The 12,959-nt window shown below is 61.9% G+C and carries 14 protein-coding genes; 9 read left to right on the top strand and 5 right to left on the bottom strand.

Annotated elements, in window-relative coordinates:
* Positions 1-29: 29 nt before the first annotated feature.
* Both VMA09_22920 and VMA09_22915 read left to right on the top strand, forming a co-directional pair.
* Positions 30-557 carry a nuclear transport factor 2 family protein gene (locus tag VMA09_22920; protein HUA36477.1) on the top strand — a complete coding sequence of 176 codons (528 nt, stop codon included), beginning with the start codon at positions 30-32 and terminating at the stop codon, positions 555-557.
* A 36-nt stretch (positions 558-593) separates the two neighbouring features.
* Positions 594-1,361, top strand: coding sequence for a methyltransferase domain-containing protein (locus VMA09_22915; protein ID HUA36476.1), 768 nt, complete (start codon positions 594-596; stop codon positions 1,359-1,361).
* A gap of 79 nt (positions 1,362-1,440) precedes the next feature.
* On the opposite strand, the gene VMA09_22910 is transcribed toward VMA09_22915, so the two are convergent.
* Both VMA09_22910 and VMA09_22905 read right to left on the bottom strand, forming a co-directional pair.
* Entirely contained in the window at positions 1,441-2,049 is a 609-nt protein-coding gene (locus VMA09_22910; protein HUA36475.1) for a glutathione S-transferase family protein, read from the bottom strand.
* A gap of 115 nt (positions 2,050-2,164) precedes the next feature.
* Positions 2,165-2,887: a hypothetical protein gene (locus tag VMA09_22905; GenBank protein ID HUA36474.1), complete on the bottom strand. Its 723-nt coding sequence runs from the start codon at positions 2,885-2,887 to the stop codon at positions 2,165-2,167.
* A gap of 104 nt (positions 2,888-2,991) precedes the next feature.
* On the opposite strand from VMA09_22905, the gene VMA09_22900 reads away from it, so the two are divergent.
* Positions 2,992-3,327: a hypothetical protein gene (locus tag VMA09_22900; protein HUA36473.1), complete on the top strand. Its 336-nt coding sequence runs from the start codon at positions 2,992-2,994 to the stop codon at positions 3,325-3,327.
* Between the two features lie 20 nt (positions 3,328-3,347).
* Here the strand turns inward: VMA09_22900 and VMA09_22895 are convergent, their stop codons facing one another.
* From VMA09_22895 to VMA09_22885, 3 genes are all read right to left on the bottom strand, one after another.
* Positions 3,348-3,872 carry a GNAT family N-acetyltransferase gene (locus tag VMA09_22895; protein HUA36472.1) on the bottom strand — a complete coding sequence of 175 codons (525 nt, stop codon included), beginning with the start codon at positions 3,870-3,872 and terminating at the stop codon, positions 3,348-3,350.
* Positions 3,873-3,895: 23 nt separating this feature from the next.
* Entirely contained in the window at positions 3,896-5,023 is a 1,128-nt protein-coding gene (locus VMA09_22890) for an iron-containing alcohol dehydrogenase (GenBank protein ID HUA36471.1), read from the bottom strand.
* A 382-nt stretch (positions 5,024-5,405) separates the two neighbouring features.
* Positions 5,406-5,627 carry a hypothetical protein gene (locus VMA09_22885; protein HUA36470.1) on the bottom strand — a complete coding sequence of 74 codons (222 nt, stop codon included), beginning with the start codon at positions 5,625-5,627 and terminating at the stop codon, positions 5,406-5,408.
* Positions 5,628-5,724: 97 nt separating this feature from the next.
* Here VMA09_22885 and VMA09_22880 point away from each other — a divergent pair, with 97 nt between their 5' ends.
* The 6 genes from VMA09_22880 to VMA09_22855 all read left to right on the top strand — a co-directional run bounded on the left by VMA09_22880 (position 5,725) and on the right by VMA09_22855 (position 12,950).
* Positions 5,725-6,132 (top strand): metalloregulator ArsR/SmtB family transcription factor, encoded by a 408-nt coding sequence (locus tag VMA09_22880; GenBank protein HUA36469.1) that lies wholly within the window; start codon positions 5,725-5,727, stop codon positions 6,130-6,132.
* Positions 6,132-6,605 (top strand): SRPBCC family protein, encoded by a 474-nt coding sequence (locus VMA09_22875; GenBank protein ID HUA36468.1) that lies wholly within the window; start codon positions 6,132-6,134, stop codon positions 6,603-6,605. The genes VMA09_22880 and VMA09_22875 overlap by 1 nt, the downstream gene beginning before the upstream one ends.
* 467 nt (positions 6,606-7,072) lie before the next feature.
* A complete protein-coding gene (locus VMA09_22870; GenBank protein ID HUA36467.1) occupies positions 7,073-8,788 on the top strand; it encodes a hypothetical protein in 1,716 nt (571 codons plus the stop codon).
* Positions 8,789-8,794: 6 nt separating this feature from the next.
* A complete protein-coding gene (locus VMA09_22865) occupies positions 8,795-9,205 on the top strand; it encodes a carboxypeptidase-like regulatory domain-containing protein (GenBank protein ID HUA36466.1) in 411 nt (136 codons plus the stop codon).
* Positions 9,206-9,323: 118 nt separating this feature from the next.
* A complete protein-coding gene (locus tag VMA09_22860) occupies positions 9,324-10,499 on the top strand; it encodes a polysaccharide biosynthesis/export family protein (protein ID HUA36465.1) in 1,176 nt (391 codons plus the stop codon).
* A gap of 18 nt (positions 10,500-10,517) precedes the next feature.
* Entirely contained in the window at positions 10,518-12,950 is a 2,433-nt protein-coding gene (locus tag VMA09_22855; GenBank protein ID HUA36464.1) for a polysaccharide biosynthesis tyrosine autokinase, read from the top strand.
* Positions 12,951-12,959 lie beyond the last annotated feature (9 nt).

Below are 12,959 nucleotides of genomic sequence, written 5' to 3'. Positions count from 1 at the left end.
TCTTTGCCGAGCCAGGGGGAGGACCTGCCATGTCGAAGATCAAGTGGACGCTACTGATTGCACCGATTGCGGCGCTGATTGTGGTGATGATGTGGCGCGACGAGGCTCCCGCACTGACAGATCCCACCACCGCGATCGAGGAACTCGAGAATCGTTTCGCAGCCGCTGTTCAGGCCAAGGATCTCGACGGGATCATGGCTAACTATACTAATAGCGACAACCTCGTGGTGTTCGATGTAATGCCGCCGCGTCAGTATACGGGTTGGCAAGCATATAAAGACGACTGGAAAAATGCCCTCGCCGGTTGCAAGGACGCGCCGAAAGTAGAGATCAGCGAGCTCGAAATCGTCGGCGATACGCGCTACGCCTACAGCCATTGCATACAGCATTTTACTTGTACCGATCCGCAGGGAAAGAAAAGCGACCTCATTCTGCGCGTTACAGATGGATACGCGAATTTCCGCGGCAAATGGCTAATTGCGCATGAGCATATTTCGGTTCCGGTTGATCTGGCTACTGGCAAGGCGGATCTCCAATCGAAATCGCCATCCGAATAAGCAACCGGCGCGCGCGTAATATAGTTTAGCAGCGTCATGGGACTGCATCGGGTAATCCGCCGCTATCGCAACCAGGGCGGCGCCGCCGCGCTGCGCTACGTGTGGCGGCAACAGAAGAATCGGCTTTATCGGGTGGCGAACCTCGTCGGCCCTGCACGCAAACGATGCCCCTGCTGCGGATGGAGCGGGATGCGCCTGCTCGACGACGCGAGTCATTGGCAGAACGCGATCATCTGTCCCGGCTGCGGCAGCCATTCGCGGCATCGCGCGCTCTGGTTGTTTCTCGAGGCTGAAGTTGCGCGCCTGAAGCCGGGAAGCGCCGTGCTGCATCTCGCCGCCGATCACATGGTGACGCCGCTCTTCACGACGCGCGGCGATCTTCGCTACGTGACGATTGATTTGAAAACCAAGCTCGCGATGGTCTGTGCGGATGCGACGCGACTGCCATTCCGCTCCGAATCGTTTCAGATGATCGTCTCGAGCCACGTCATCGAGCATGTCGGCGACGACCGCGGCGCGCTCGCGGAGTTCGCGCGCGTGCTGAACCCGGGCGGCATCGCAATCACGATGGTGCCGATGCAGCTGAACTGGAAGACGATGCCGACCGAGGAGTATGGCAGGCCCGACCCGCAGCGCGAGTATCATTGGCGGCTTTACGGCTTTGACCTGGAAGCACGGCTGCGCGGCGCGGGCTTCGAATCGCGCGTCGTCACCGCGTTTGATCTGGCTGGCGCCGAGCGCGCAAGCGAGTACGAGTTGATGGACGAACCGATCTTCATCGGCCGCAAGCCGCCATCTCCGTAGTAGACAAGAACCGCAAGTCGCCGTGTTTTCTGAGTGTGGAGATAGGGGAGTCGCGCCGGGCGCGGCTCCCGCGAGTCGACTACTTCTTCTGCGAGGCGCGCTGCATCGATGGGCGGCCGAGGCACTTGCCGAGCCATGCGGCCATGGCGGGAGTGCCTGAGAAATCAAACTGCACGAAATTGCCGAGGCTCAAGATGGACGCGACATTGAGGTCCGCGATCGTGAAATCCTTGCCGAGCAGATACTCGCTGCCCTTCAGATGATCGTTGAGCACGCCGAGCGGCGCCTTGAGCGCTTCGGTCGCGCCTTTCACGGCGGCGTCGCTGCGCTGCTCCGCCGGCAGGAACAGCTTGTTCATCAGCAACACCATCAGCTGCGGCTCGAGCTCAGTCATGCCAAAGAAGCTCCACTGCTGCGCGAGGCCGCGCCCACGCACGTCTGCCGGCCAGAAGGGCGCCTTGCCGTTCTTCTCGGCGAGATAGAGGTTGATCGCCATCGACTCCCACATGACGTGGCCGTCGTCGTCAATCGCAGGGATGTGGCCGTTAGGATTGATCTTCAGATACTCGGGTTTGCGTGTTCCGCCGTCGAAGCCGACGGGGATGTGCTCGTAGGTGAGGCCGAGCTCTTCGGCCGCCCACAGCGAGCGCGCCGCGCGCGACATCGACGTTCCGTAAATCTTCAGCATGACTAACCTCCGTTGTCGGTTCGTGGAGCCGGTCGGTGCGGGCCGGCCCCAGCGTGTCAGCGGTTCTATATTGCGGGCCGCGAGGCGAGGCAATCGACGATCGTTACAACTACCATTATTGATGCGCGCCGGCCGCCGGCTGGTATGCGACCATCTCGGCCAGTATGGTGCCCTCGGTCGTCCCGCGGTAGTAATACTTAACCCAGCGATTCACCGCGGGCACCCACCAGTAGGTAATATCGATCTCCTGGGCGGCGCCCATCCGGCCATACACCCGATTGCTGATATCGACGCGCAGCGCGTGAAACTTCCCCGCCGGCACCTCGATGTCCTCCCAGTTGCCGACCCTGCCCTCGACGACGGTCGTGCCCACGAGCGAAAGATCGGGCGCCTGCCAGCGCGAAGTCATATTCCATTCCTTGCCGGGCTCGAGCGGAAACGAAAACCATTGCATCGCGGGATCGTAGTTGGTCGGCGGCGCGTCGGCGAACGTGAGCGAGCGATAGGTGAGCACATTCCATTCCGCCGTCGTGCGCATCTGGTTGCCCCACTCGTCAACGAAGGCGGCGCCGCTCTTCTCCGTCGCACCGACAACGAAGCGCTTGTCTTTGTCGCCGATGCGGTCGATCCAGACGTCGCCCGAATGGATCGCCGGAGCGGTCGCAGGCGTTTCGACGGCAGCCGGGGCCGACGGAAGCTCGGTGGAAGATTCGCCCCATCTGCTGAGCTCGGGTTGCGATTCCGGCGCCGTGGCGCATCCTGCGAGGATTGCTGGCAACAGCAACAACGCAGCGGCAGCGCAAACTTGCCGACGTATCAGGCCATAGCAGGTAGTCATCGACGTTCCTGCTTATCATCACGAGGCCTCAGACGCTAAGCGACGATCGTGATGAAAGAAACCGCGGCGCGTGGCAGACTTGTATGCGTGGATTCCTGATAACGATGACTCGCGCTGTTGCCGTCGCTCTCGCTTTGGGACTGTTTGCGTTCGCACCGCCGATCGCGCGCGCACAGGACGCGATACCGGCAATGCCCGATGCGGGCAATGGGCCACCCGATCCCAGCGACTACCAGCAGCCTGGTGATCTGACCGTGCCGCAGCCCGACGACGGTCCAGCGCCGCACAGCGTCACGATTCCGGTGCCGGGCGGAGGATCGGTGACAGTCGAAGGCCCCGACGCGCCCGCGGACAATGGCATTCCAACCAATCCCGGCGGGCAGTGGGGCATCCAGCAGCAGACACCGAACTCGCTGAACGTCGGCCCCCTCGGTCCCTGATTGATCGCGCGAGCCGCGCTTCAAAGTTCGCATTCGAGGTGGATATCTTCGGGTTCGCGTGCGAACAGCACCGGATCGGGCGTCTTCGCGATCGAGCATCCGCGGCGCAGATAGAAGTTGACCGTGTTCTCGGATGGCGTCGCGGAAATGTAGAGGCGCCGCGCTCCGCGCTCGCGAGCCGTAGCTTTGGCGAGATCGAACAGACGGCGGCCCAATCCTTGCTGGCGAGACGAACTGCTTATGTGAAGAAACTCGAGTTGCAGCTGATCGTTGTTCGGGCCGATAAACTGGTTGTCAAGCACGACCGCGCCGGCCAGGTTTGTCCGGTCGAACGCACCGAGGAGCCATCCTCCGCGGTCGAAGCATTCGCGGAGAATCGGAGTGTATTTCTCGGGTTCGCCGGGTGGCCATCCGCGGACATCGATCGGTTGCGGCACAAGCGTGAGCAGGCCGTTCTGGAGCTTGTAGATGTTTTCGATGCGCTCGCTGCGATCGATGCTCCAGACCTGCTCGATTTCGTTGCGCTTTAGTTGTCTGACGATCAAGCCTTCTCCGCCGCAACAGCCGGTTAATATGCGGCTTCGAGGATTTCCAACAGGTTCGCGGTCGTTACTTCGCGACCCACCGTGTTTGAACGTTTCACTTCCTCGAGGACGGTTTCGGCGATCGAACCGATTTCTTCGCGCGCCACGCCGACGTCGCGCAGACGATTTGGCACTTCAAATTTGCCGATGAACCTTGCGACGCGATCGGCGCATTCCTGCGCCGCCATTTTTGGATTGGACGCGTCGAAGCGCAGTCCGAGGCCCTGTGCGATTGGCGCGAAACGCTCGGGTGCGACGCCCGCCATGAAGCGCATCACGTGCGGCAGCGTGATGCATGACGTGACGCCATGCGGCACGTTCCAGCGTGGACCGATCTGATGGCCGAGCGCGTGCGAGATTCCCGCGCGCGTGTTGTTCATGCCGAAGATCGAAAACCACGCCGCGAGCTGGCATTGCAGGCGATGCTCGAGTTCATCGCCGCCGCCTTTGAGCGAGGGCATCAGGTGCTCATCGAGCATCGCGATCGCTCGCGCCGCCAGCGTGTCGGTGAACGGCTGATGCCGCGACGAATACGAGCTCTCCACGGCGTGGTCGAGCGAGCGCATCGCGGTCGAAGCCCACAGCCAGGCCGGCGTTTCCGTCGTCATGACCGGGTCGAGAATGACGGCCCGGGCCATCAAGCGCGCGTCGGCGACACCACCCTTGATCATCGTCGCCTCGTCGGTGATGCCGCCCGCGGGAGTAAATTCTCCGGCCGAGAGCGTGGTCGGAATCGCGATCAGGATGATTTCGCGGCCGCCGGACTTGATCACGTTCATGATCGCGGCCTTGGCGCAGTCGTTGGGGCTGCCGCCGCCGAAGCTGACCAGCGCGTCGGCCTCGAGCCGCCGCGCTTCGTCGGCCAGCGCGAGCACGGTTTTCGAGGGCACATGCTGAGCCGTGCCGGTGAACGCTCCTGCGAGTGCATTGCCGCAGGCCTGCTTGACCTGTTCGAGCAGGCGCGAGCGGCCGAGGGTCTTGCCAGTAACGATCAGCGCGCGCCGTGCGCCGCGCCGCTCGAGCTCGCGGCCAAGCGATGCAACCTTGCCTTCGCCGTAGAGAACGGCTTCGAGGCGATTGTTGAAATAGAAGTCGGCGGCGGTGGCGCTCATAAAAACCTCCGGCAAGTCATTTTGATGATTACACCCGGCCAGCGCTCGATGTCATCCGAATCGACCTGACCGAAGAGCTGCACTCAGTAATAACCTCGCCCGCAAAGCGGGAGGGTCGGCTGGCCGGCAGCTTGAGATTTCTGAGTTCAAGCTGCTCTCCAGCCGGGTGAGGGTGTCTGCGGCGGGAGCATGCCGCAAACTTCGTTGCTCACATTCTGCCAAGCTTCGAGCGCTGCTCCCTCACCCGCGGTCCGATTCGCAGGGCGAATCGAACCGCAGCCTCTTCCGGCTTGCAGCTTCCGCCTGCGGCGTCAGCCGCGGGCGAGGCTATTGAGAGAAAGCGCGCGTCGGATTTTTGTGCGCTATCACTAACAGACAGCGCCTATCGCCTTCCGAACACGTCCGCGTCCTGGAGAACGAAATCGCAGACGCTGGTGGCGGGATGGCCCGTGATCGCTTCGACGTCGCGCGTCATTCGATCGTAGCGATTGGCGGCATACAGGCGCGCCGTCGTGAGGATGTGGGGGTCGAAGTGATCGGGCAGGTTGAGGCGGCGGAGCTCGTTGGCGCGCCATTCATCCAGCGGCACATCGACGTATCTCACTGGCGCGGCTGAGTGCGGCGGCATAATCCGCGGCGATCGCATTGAGATCCTGAGAACGTGGACCGGTCAGTTCGTAGAGCTTGCCGATGTGAATTTGATGCGCCTCTCAAGCGCCCAGTTGCAGCGCAGTCGCGCCGGTGCAATAGTTAAGTATATGCTTAACTATCAGCGATCGCTCGATCGTGTTTTCCAGGCACTGGCCGACCCTGCCCGCCGGACCATCGTCGAGCGCTTGAGCCGCGGCGCGGCGCCGGTCAAGGAGCTGGCGCGGCCGCTCGCGATGTCGTTGCCGGCCGTGATGCAGCATCTGCAGGTTCTCGAAGCCAGCGGGCTCGTCCATTCGGAAAAACGCGGGCGCGTCCGCACCTGCACGATCGAACCGGCCGTGCTCGACTCGGCGGGCAACTGGATCGCGTCGCGGCGGGCGACCTGGGAGCGCAATCTCGATCGCCTCGGCGAGTTCCTGGCGGCTGAGGAAGATGAAACGCCAAAAAGGAGAAAATGATGACCCAACGATCTGCTCATCACACGACCTTCGTGATCGAGCGCGACTACGACGCGCCGGTCGAGCGGGTATTCAACGCGTTCGGGGACCCTGCCGCGAAGCAACGATGGTTTGCCGGGCCGCATGAATGGGCCCGCGACGGATACCGCCTGGACTTTCGCGTCGGCGGCCGAGAGCATCTCTCGAGCGTGCCGCCCGAGGGGCCCGCGCATATATATGACGCGATCTACCAGGATATCGTGCCCAACCAACGGATCATCTTTAGCTACGAAATGCATCTCGACGATCGGCGCATTTCGGTTTCGCTGACGACGGTCGAGTTCAAGCACGCCAGCAACGGGACGCATCTGACCTTCACCGAGCAAGGCGCTTTCCTCGACGGCTACGACGATCCTCCGGGCCGCGAGCGCGGCACGCAGGCGCTTCTGGACAAACTCGGGGCAGAACTGCATCGACAAGTTGCATCAGGTTGACGGAAAGTGAGCTTGAGCGGAGGTGCGCTGACTCGGCGTGCCTCCGTATTCATCACTACGTACAATTGCGGAGCAAAGCGAAATTGCGGAGGTTTGACCTAATTTGAAGGCACTTGCTATGTTTACGCAGCCTAAGATTCGCGGATTCGATATTTAGTACGCAGCGTTATCGCCATAGCAGTCTCGAATTGTCATTCGAAATCCTTCGCATTTCGATTCGAAAGACTGCTGACGGTTTCGGAAGAAGACGCGATGGCGCGATTCGGATCGGTTTTGGGCATTAAGGGGAAACCGGGGGCATACCTACGCTCCAACGGGACGGCGGACGCTTATCTAATCATCACGGACCGATAATCTCATTCAATACCCTTATTCCCTGGATTGTCGTTCCTCCCTAACGATCTCAGGCTTTTGAGCTCGCTCATTCTCCCTTGATATCTCAAGTCATATCCTGCCTGCTCCTGGTAATGACGGCGGCAGCCGCCAGCGCGATTCTGTCGCGCTTGATACGGCGCACGACCGCCCGCGGTATCGCGATTTTGCTCGGGCTCGGCATTGCGATCGCGATCTTCAAGGGCGGCGTCGTCCTTTCGCGAGCCGATGTTCGATGGGAGCTCACGCTGGCCATCGCCATGTTCGTGATCGCGCTGGCCAGTGATGCGATCGAGCTCGCGCCGATCACCAAGCTGTCGCTGCAGACAATCGCGGTCGTGGCGTTCGCGATCCTGGGGCCGGCGTTCCGCTTTCTCGACTCTTTCGGCGCCAACGCCTCGGTGATGAGTATCTGGCTGCTGATGATCGCCAATGCGTTCGTTTTAATGGACGGCCTCAATGGGCTCGCCCCCGCAGTCGGTATTCTGGCCGCACTCGGCACCGCCACCGTCGCGGACGTCAACGGGCATCTGATCACTATGGTTGCGGCGCTGGCGATGGCGGGCGCGCTCGCGGGCTTCATGCTCTCCGATCCGGCGCCCGCAACGGCACGTATCGGCAATGGAGGAGCGCTGGCGGTCGGCGTCGTTCTGGGATTGCTCTCCGTTCATGCAAGCCGCGATGCGCATGCGACGTGGGCCCCGCGACTGGCGATTCCGTTGCTCATCATGATGGTCCCGCTGATCGAAACGATGACGGTGACGATGCGCGGCCTTGCCGCCGAGCGCGAGCTTGACAATGCCTATCATCGGCTCGGCCGGCTCGGCCTCACGCGTCTGCAGTCCCTGGTCGCGCTGGTTGTGCTCGAGGCTGGCGCCACCGTCGCCGCGGTCGTGATTGCATTCGTGCCCGAGCACGAAGCGGTGATGATGCTGCCCTATGTGGCGCTGCTTTTCGCGGTGCCGGTCGTGTTTCTGATGAACCAGGCGTTCGACGCGGCCGAGCCGCGCGGCACCGAGCTCTCGTTGATGGGCCGTCTGCTTTTTGCGGCGGGATCGCGCCGCACCGCAGTCACGATCGCGATGGACCTGATGGCGGCGACGGCGGCGTTCTTCGGCGCGCTGCTGCTGAGGTTCGATTTCGATATTCCTGTCACCTCGGTGGTCAAGATGCTGGTGACATTGCCCGGTGTGCTGATCGCGGCGCTGATCGCGTTCACGCTGACCGGAATTTACCGCTCGTCGCAGGCCTCAACCGCGGCCGGAGAAGCGATGCGCTTTGCGATCGCGGCGGTGACCGCGGCGGTGCTGGCCGGACTCTCTTCGCTGCCCGAGGAGTTCATCATCCCGCGGGGCTCGTGCGTGGTGTTCGCCGTGCTGCTTTTCAACCTGCTGCTGGCGACGCGCTGGTCGTCGGAAGTCCTGATGCGGCTCGCGCGCAACTTTGTTGCCGGCGCGCAGCGCGTGGTGATCATCGGTGCTGACGCGCATGGCGAGGCGGCGGTGAATCATCTTTTCACGACGACTGCGGCCGGAATCGAGTTGCTGGGCATCGTGGACGATGACGACTTCAAGCGCGGCAAACTCTTTCACGGCTACCCGGTACTCGGCTCAATTGAGGAGCTTGGCAAAATATTCGATCGCACGCGGTTCAACGAAATTCTGATCGCGCAGGAACCGCTCGCGGCAACGCAACTGAGTGCGCTGCAATCATTCGCCGCGAGTCACCAGGTGAGCCTGCGAAAGTTTTCGTTGTCATTTACCGAAGTCGAGCATTCGATTGGGCCGGGCGCGATGGCGCGCGCGCACTGAATCGCGATGCGGATAATCAGTTCAGCAATGCTGGCGGGCGTGGCCGCGCTCGCGATTGGGCGGGCGGCGTGCGCGTCGGAAATTGTCGGACGCGTCGTGGACTTCGGTGGCCGACCGGTTGCGGGAGAGACGGTCGTGCTGCGAATCATGTCGAGTACCAGGCGCCAGCAGGTTCTGACCGACGCGCAGGGCCGCTACGCGATCGACGATCTCAAGCCAGGAGTTTACGTTCTCTACCTTCGCGGCCAGTCCGCGGTCGCTTACGTCGCTGGCGAAGGGCTGACGGTAGACTGGGGCTTGCCTCTAAGTGCGCCTCCCGTCGCGGTCGCGACCCGAGGGGTCTCCAAGGCCGATGAGCCGCACGCTGCGGCGGCAGCGCCATCGGCGAATTCCGCGCAGAGCGCCGCATCGCGCTGACTGTGGGTAATTACAATTGGCGGTAATCTCGCCGATAATACGTGCACGGAAAGTTGTTCAAACCGTGAAGACCATATTCCAATCACGAGCGCATTCTTCGCATCGGTATCACCGGCGATTGGCGATCTCAGGCCTGGCGATGCTGCTGTCGTTGACAATCGCGGCGTGCAGCAGCTCGCAATCGCAAACAGCGCCAACGGCTACAGTCGCCGGTCCTGACCCGCGGATCCCGAGCGTCGCCAATACCGACCAGAATCAGGAGCGCCTGGCCGCACTCTGGACAAAGCGCACCGCGACCGAGGCCACGGTAGACTATCCCATCGGTCCCGGTGACGTGATCGAAGTCACCGTTCCAGGCGTTGACGATCTGAAGGATCAGATCGTCAGGGTTGGCGGCAATGGCAAGCTCGATCTTCCGCTCGTCGGTACGATTCAGGCCGCGGGCCTTACCGAGCCGCAGCTTCGCGATCAGATCAAGCAGGCGCTGACCAAGTACATGTACGACCCGCAGGTCGACGTATTCGTCAAGGAATACCACAGCCGGCAGGTCGCCGTGGTGGGCGCCGTGCGCGCTCCTGGTCTCGTCACGCTCAACGGTACCGGTGAGACGATTCTCGACCTGATCACGCAGGCCGGCGGTACGACTCCCGACGCTGCCGATGAGCTCGTGATGCTGCCGCAGGTGCAGGGCGGCAGTATCCACATGCAACAGGTCGCCCAGGCAATGACGGCCGACAACGCGCCGCAGGAAAGAGTCGTAAAGCCCGGTGCCGCCGGAACTGCACAGACCGCGGCCAACGCGGTGCAAGCTCCCGCTGCGCTAGGTGTGGTTTCCGTCGCCTCGCTGGAGCGCGAGGCGAGCAACGGTCCGGCCGTGGTGATTCCTTTGCGTGCCAACTCGTTTAATGGCGGCACGCACTATCTGAACATGCCGGTCGAGCCGGGCGACGTGTTGGTCGTGCCGGGCGGCGGCAACGTAATGGTGACCGGATGGGTCTTTCATCCGGGATTCTTCCAGGTCGGTTCGGGGCTCACCGTGCTCGGCGCGGTGGGATCAGCCGGCGGCGCGATGTATGCTGCCAACGCCGCCGACGCGACCCTCATCCGCACCGACGCCAACGGCAACAAGGTTTCGATCCCGGTCGACCTGGATAAAATCGCCAAGGGCGAGGATCCCGATATTCCGGTCCACGCCAACGACGTTATCGATGTTCCATACTCAGTCGCGAAGATCGGCCCCTACGTGGTCTACAACATCCTGAGCAAGATGATGGTGCCGCTGCCAACTTACTAATGACCGCAGCATAACGAGATGAATCAACCGCCATCACCATATTTCATTCGCCGCACCACCTCGCTCGAAGAGGCGCGCGACATCGATCCGCGCCACAGCTTTTTCGAAGAGGAAGACGAAGGCCGCATCGACTTTCATCAGTACTGGCGCATAGTCCACAAACACGTGGGGCTCATCGCCGCGATCGTCGCCGGCGTGACGCTGCTCACGCTGATTCACGAGCTGATGCAGACACCGATGTACACGGCCGAAGCGACGATCCTGATCAAACGGACCGCGCCGCAAATCCTCGGCTCCCAGGTGCAGAACGGCGACAACAGCGCGTCCGAGGGTTACGAATACGACGAGTACTTCAACACTACACAATACGAGATTCTGAAGAGCCGCAGCCTGGCCGAGAGCGCAATCAAGAACAACGGTCTCGAAAAGGTTCTGCTTAACGACGACGCCCAGGGCAAGCCCTCAGGGGCCCAGAGCTCGCGATCGATCGTCCAATGGTTGCGTGATTCGCTCGGCTTGCCGCAAGCGGCGCAGCAGGAGCAGCCGGCGCCGCGCCCGCGGTCCGCGTTGTCGGACGGCTCGGGGGTCAATCCCAAGGCGGTCGGCGCGTATATGGCGGCGCTTGCGATCAAACCGGTGCCCGACACGAACCTTGTTGACATCAAGTTTACGACGCCCACTCCCGAGCTCTCTGCTGAACTCGCAAACGCCCACGCCCACGCCTATATCCGCCAGGGAATCGAGCTGCACAGCCAGGCCAACGAAGAGGCGCAGAAATTCCTCCAGAACAAGCTGGTCGACCTCAAGGAGCAACTCCAGAAATCGGAGTACGCGCTTAACCGCTACCGGCGCGATCAGGGGATCGTGCCGGGCTTGATGTCGCTCGACGGTAAAGAGACCGTCGTCCTCGATCGGCTTTCCGATCTGAGTAAGGACCTGACCAAGGCCCAAGTCGACCGCATCGACCTCGAGTCAAAGGTGCAGATGGCGGAGAACCATCAATTCAATGCCTTGCCTGAGATGCTCGATGACAAATCGCTACAAACTTTGCGTCAGGAATACGACGGACTGGCGACCGAATACGCCGGGATGGCCAAGCAGTTCAAACCCGACTATCCGCCGCTCGCGCGCTTGCAGGCCAAGAAGGACGAGCTCCAGTCAGATATCGACGCCGAAGAGGAGCGCGTCGCCGGCAGTATCGAATCGGAATACAAGGAAGCCCAGGAACGCGAGAACCGCCTGCAGGAAGAGATGGATAAGTCGCGCACCCATGCAATGGGGCTCAACGACGCGGCCGTCGAGTACGCGATCCTGCAGCGCGAAGTCGACACCAATCGTGACCTCTACAACAGTGTGCTCCAGCGCATGAAGGACGTGGGCCTCGCCTCCGAGGCGCGCTCCTCCAACGTCGTGATCGTCGACACTGCCGAGGTGCCGCACCTGCGTTCGAGTCCGCTGATCAAACAGAGCGTGCTGACTGCGGCGGTGCTGTCCCTGGTCGGCGGCATCGGCCTCGCCTTCATGCTCGAGTTCTTCAACAACCGCATCAAGACGCCCGAGGAAATCGAGCAATATCTCAAGATGCCGAGCCTGGCGGTGGTGCCAGAGTTCGGCGCTTTGCCGCCGAACAAGACCGCGGCTTCATCACTGAGTCTCGATCGGGTGCGGCGGCTTGCGATCGGGTCGAGCGCGCTCGCCCGCGAAGGGCATACCAAGGATCTGGTCGGCGCTCTCAATCCCTACTCGATGCATGGCGAGGCATATCGCACGCTGCGCACCGGAATCCTGCTCTCGCGCGCCGGCTCGCCGCCCAAGGTGATCCTGTTGACCAGCACCACCAGCGGCGAAGGCAAGACCGCGACCGCTACCAACTCGGCCGTGCTCTTCGCGCATACCGGCGCCAAGGTCCTGCTCATCGATGCCGACCTGCGCAAGCCGCGATGCCATCGCGTGTTCAACGTCGATAAGGAAGTCGGCCTCACCGAAGCGCTCACCGGCCGCCGCGATATTCACGAGGTTATCCGCACCACCCACGTTGACGGTTTGTCGCTCCTGACCTCCGGCTCGCTGCCGCCGAATCCGACCGAATTGCTCGGCTCCGAAAAGATGCGTCAAATCCTCGCGCAGCTCGCCGAGGAATATGACTTCGTGATTATCGACTCGCCGCCGGTGCTGCCGGTCAGCGATTCGATCATTCTCTCGACGCTGGTCGATGGGGTCGTGGTAGTAGTGAGCAGCGTCGGCACGGCGAAGCAGCAGGTGCGAATCGCTTGTTCGCGGCTTCGCTATGCGCGCGCCAAGATCTTCGGCGCGGTGCTCAACAAGGTCAATTTGCAAAGCCCCGAGTACAAGTACTACTCGAGCTACTACTATCAGTACTCGAACGAGATCCTCGAAGGTTCGCCCGACGTGGAATCGCGCAAGAGCGGCGGGTCAGCAGATTCGCTCTGAGGAATCCGC

It is taken from the genome of Candidatus Binataceae bacterium (genome assembly GCA_035508495.1).
Classification (GTDB): domain Bacteria; phylum Desulfobacterota; class Binatia; order Binatales; family Binataceae; genus JASHPB01.
The sequence above is the reverse complement of the archived record's forward strand: the minus strand, read 5'-3'. Positions and strand labels throughout refer to the sequence as shown.

Bases quoted from the DNA above. Each gene is read 5' to 3' on its own strand.
- VMA09_22915 (HUA36476.1), top strand. From the start codon at position 594: ATGGGACTGCATCGGGTAATCCGCCGCTATCGCAACCAGGGCGGCGCC.
- VMA09_22870 (HUA36467.1), top strand. From the start codon at position 7,073: ATGACGGCGGCAGCCGCCAGCGCGATTCTGTCGCGCTTGATACGGCGC.
- VMA09_22890 (HUA36471.1), bottom strand. From the start codon at position 5,023: ATGAGCGCCACCGCCGCCGACTTCTATTTCAACAATCGCCTCGAAGCC.
- VMA09_22865 (HUA36466.1), top strand. From the start codon at position 8,795: ATGCGGATAATCAGTTCAGCAATGCTGGCGGGCGTGGCCGCGCTCGCG.
- VMA09_22920 (HUA36477.1), top strand. From the start codon at position 30: ATGTCGAAGATCAAGTGGACGCTACTGATTGCACCGATTGCGGCGCTG.
- VMA09_22875 (HUA36468.1), top strand. From the start codon at position 6,132: ATGACCCAACGATCTGCTCATCACACGACCTTCGTGATCGAGCGCGAC.
- VMA09_22880 (HUA36469.1), top strand. From the start codon at position 5,725: ATGCGCCTCTCAAGCGCCCAGTTGCAGCGCAGTCGCGCCGGTGCAATA.
- VMA09_22910 (HUA36475.1), bottom strand. From the start codon at position 2,049: ATGCTGAAGATTTACGGAACGTCGATGTCGCGCGCGGCGCGCTCGCTG.
- VMA09_22900 (HUA36473.1), top strand. From the start codon at position 2,992: ATGACTCGCGCTGTTGCCGTCGCTCTCGCTTTGGGACTGTTTGCGTTC.
- VMA09_22905 (HUA36474.1), bottom strand. From the start codon at position 2,887: ATGACTACCTGCTATGGCCTGATACGTCGGCAAGTTTGCGCTGCCGCT.
- VMA09_22855 (HUA36464.1), top strand. From the start codon at position 10,518: ATGAATCAACCGCCATCACCATATTTCATTCGCCGCACCACCTCGCTC.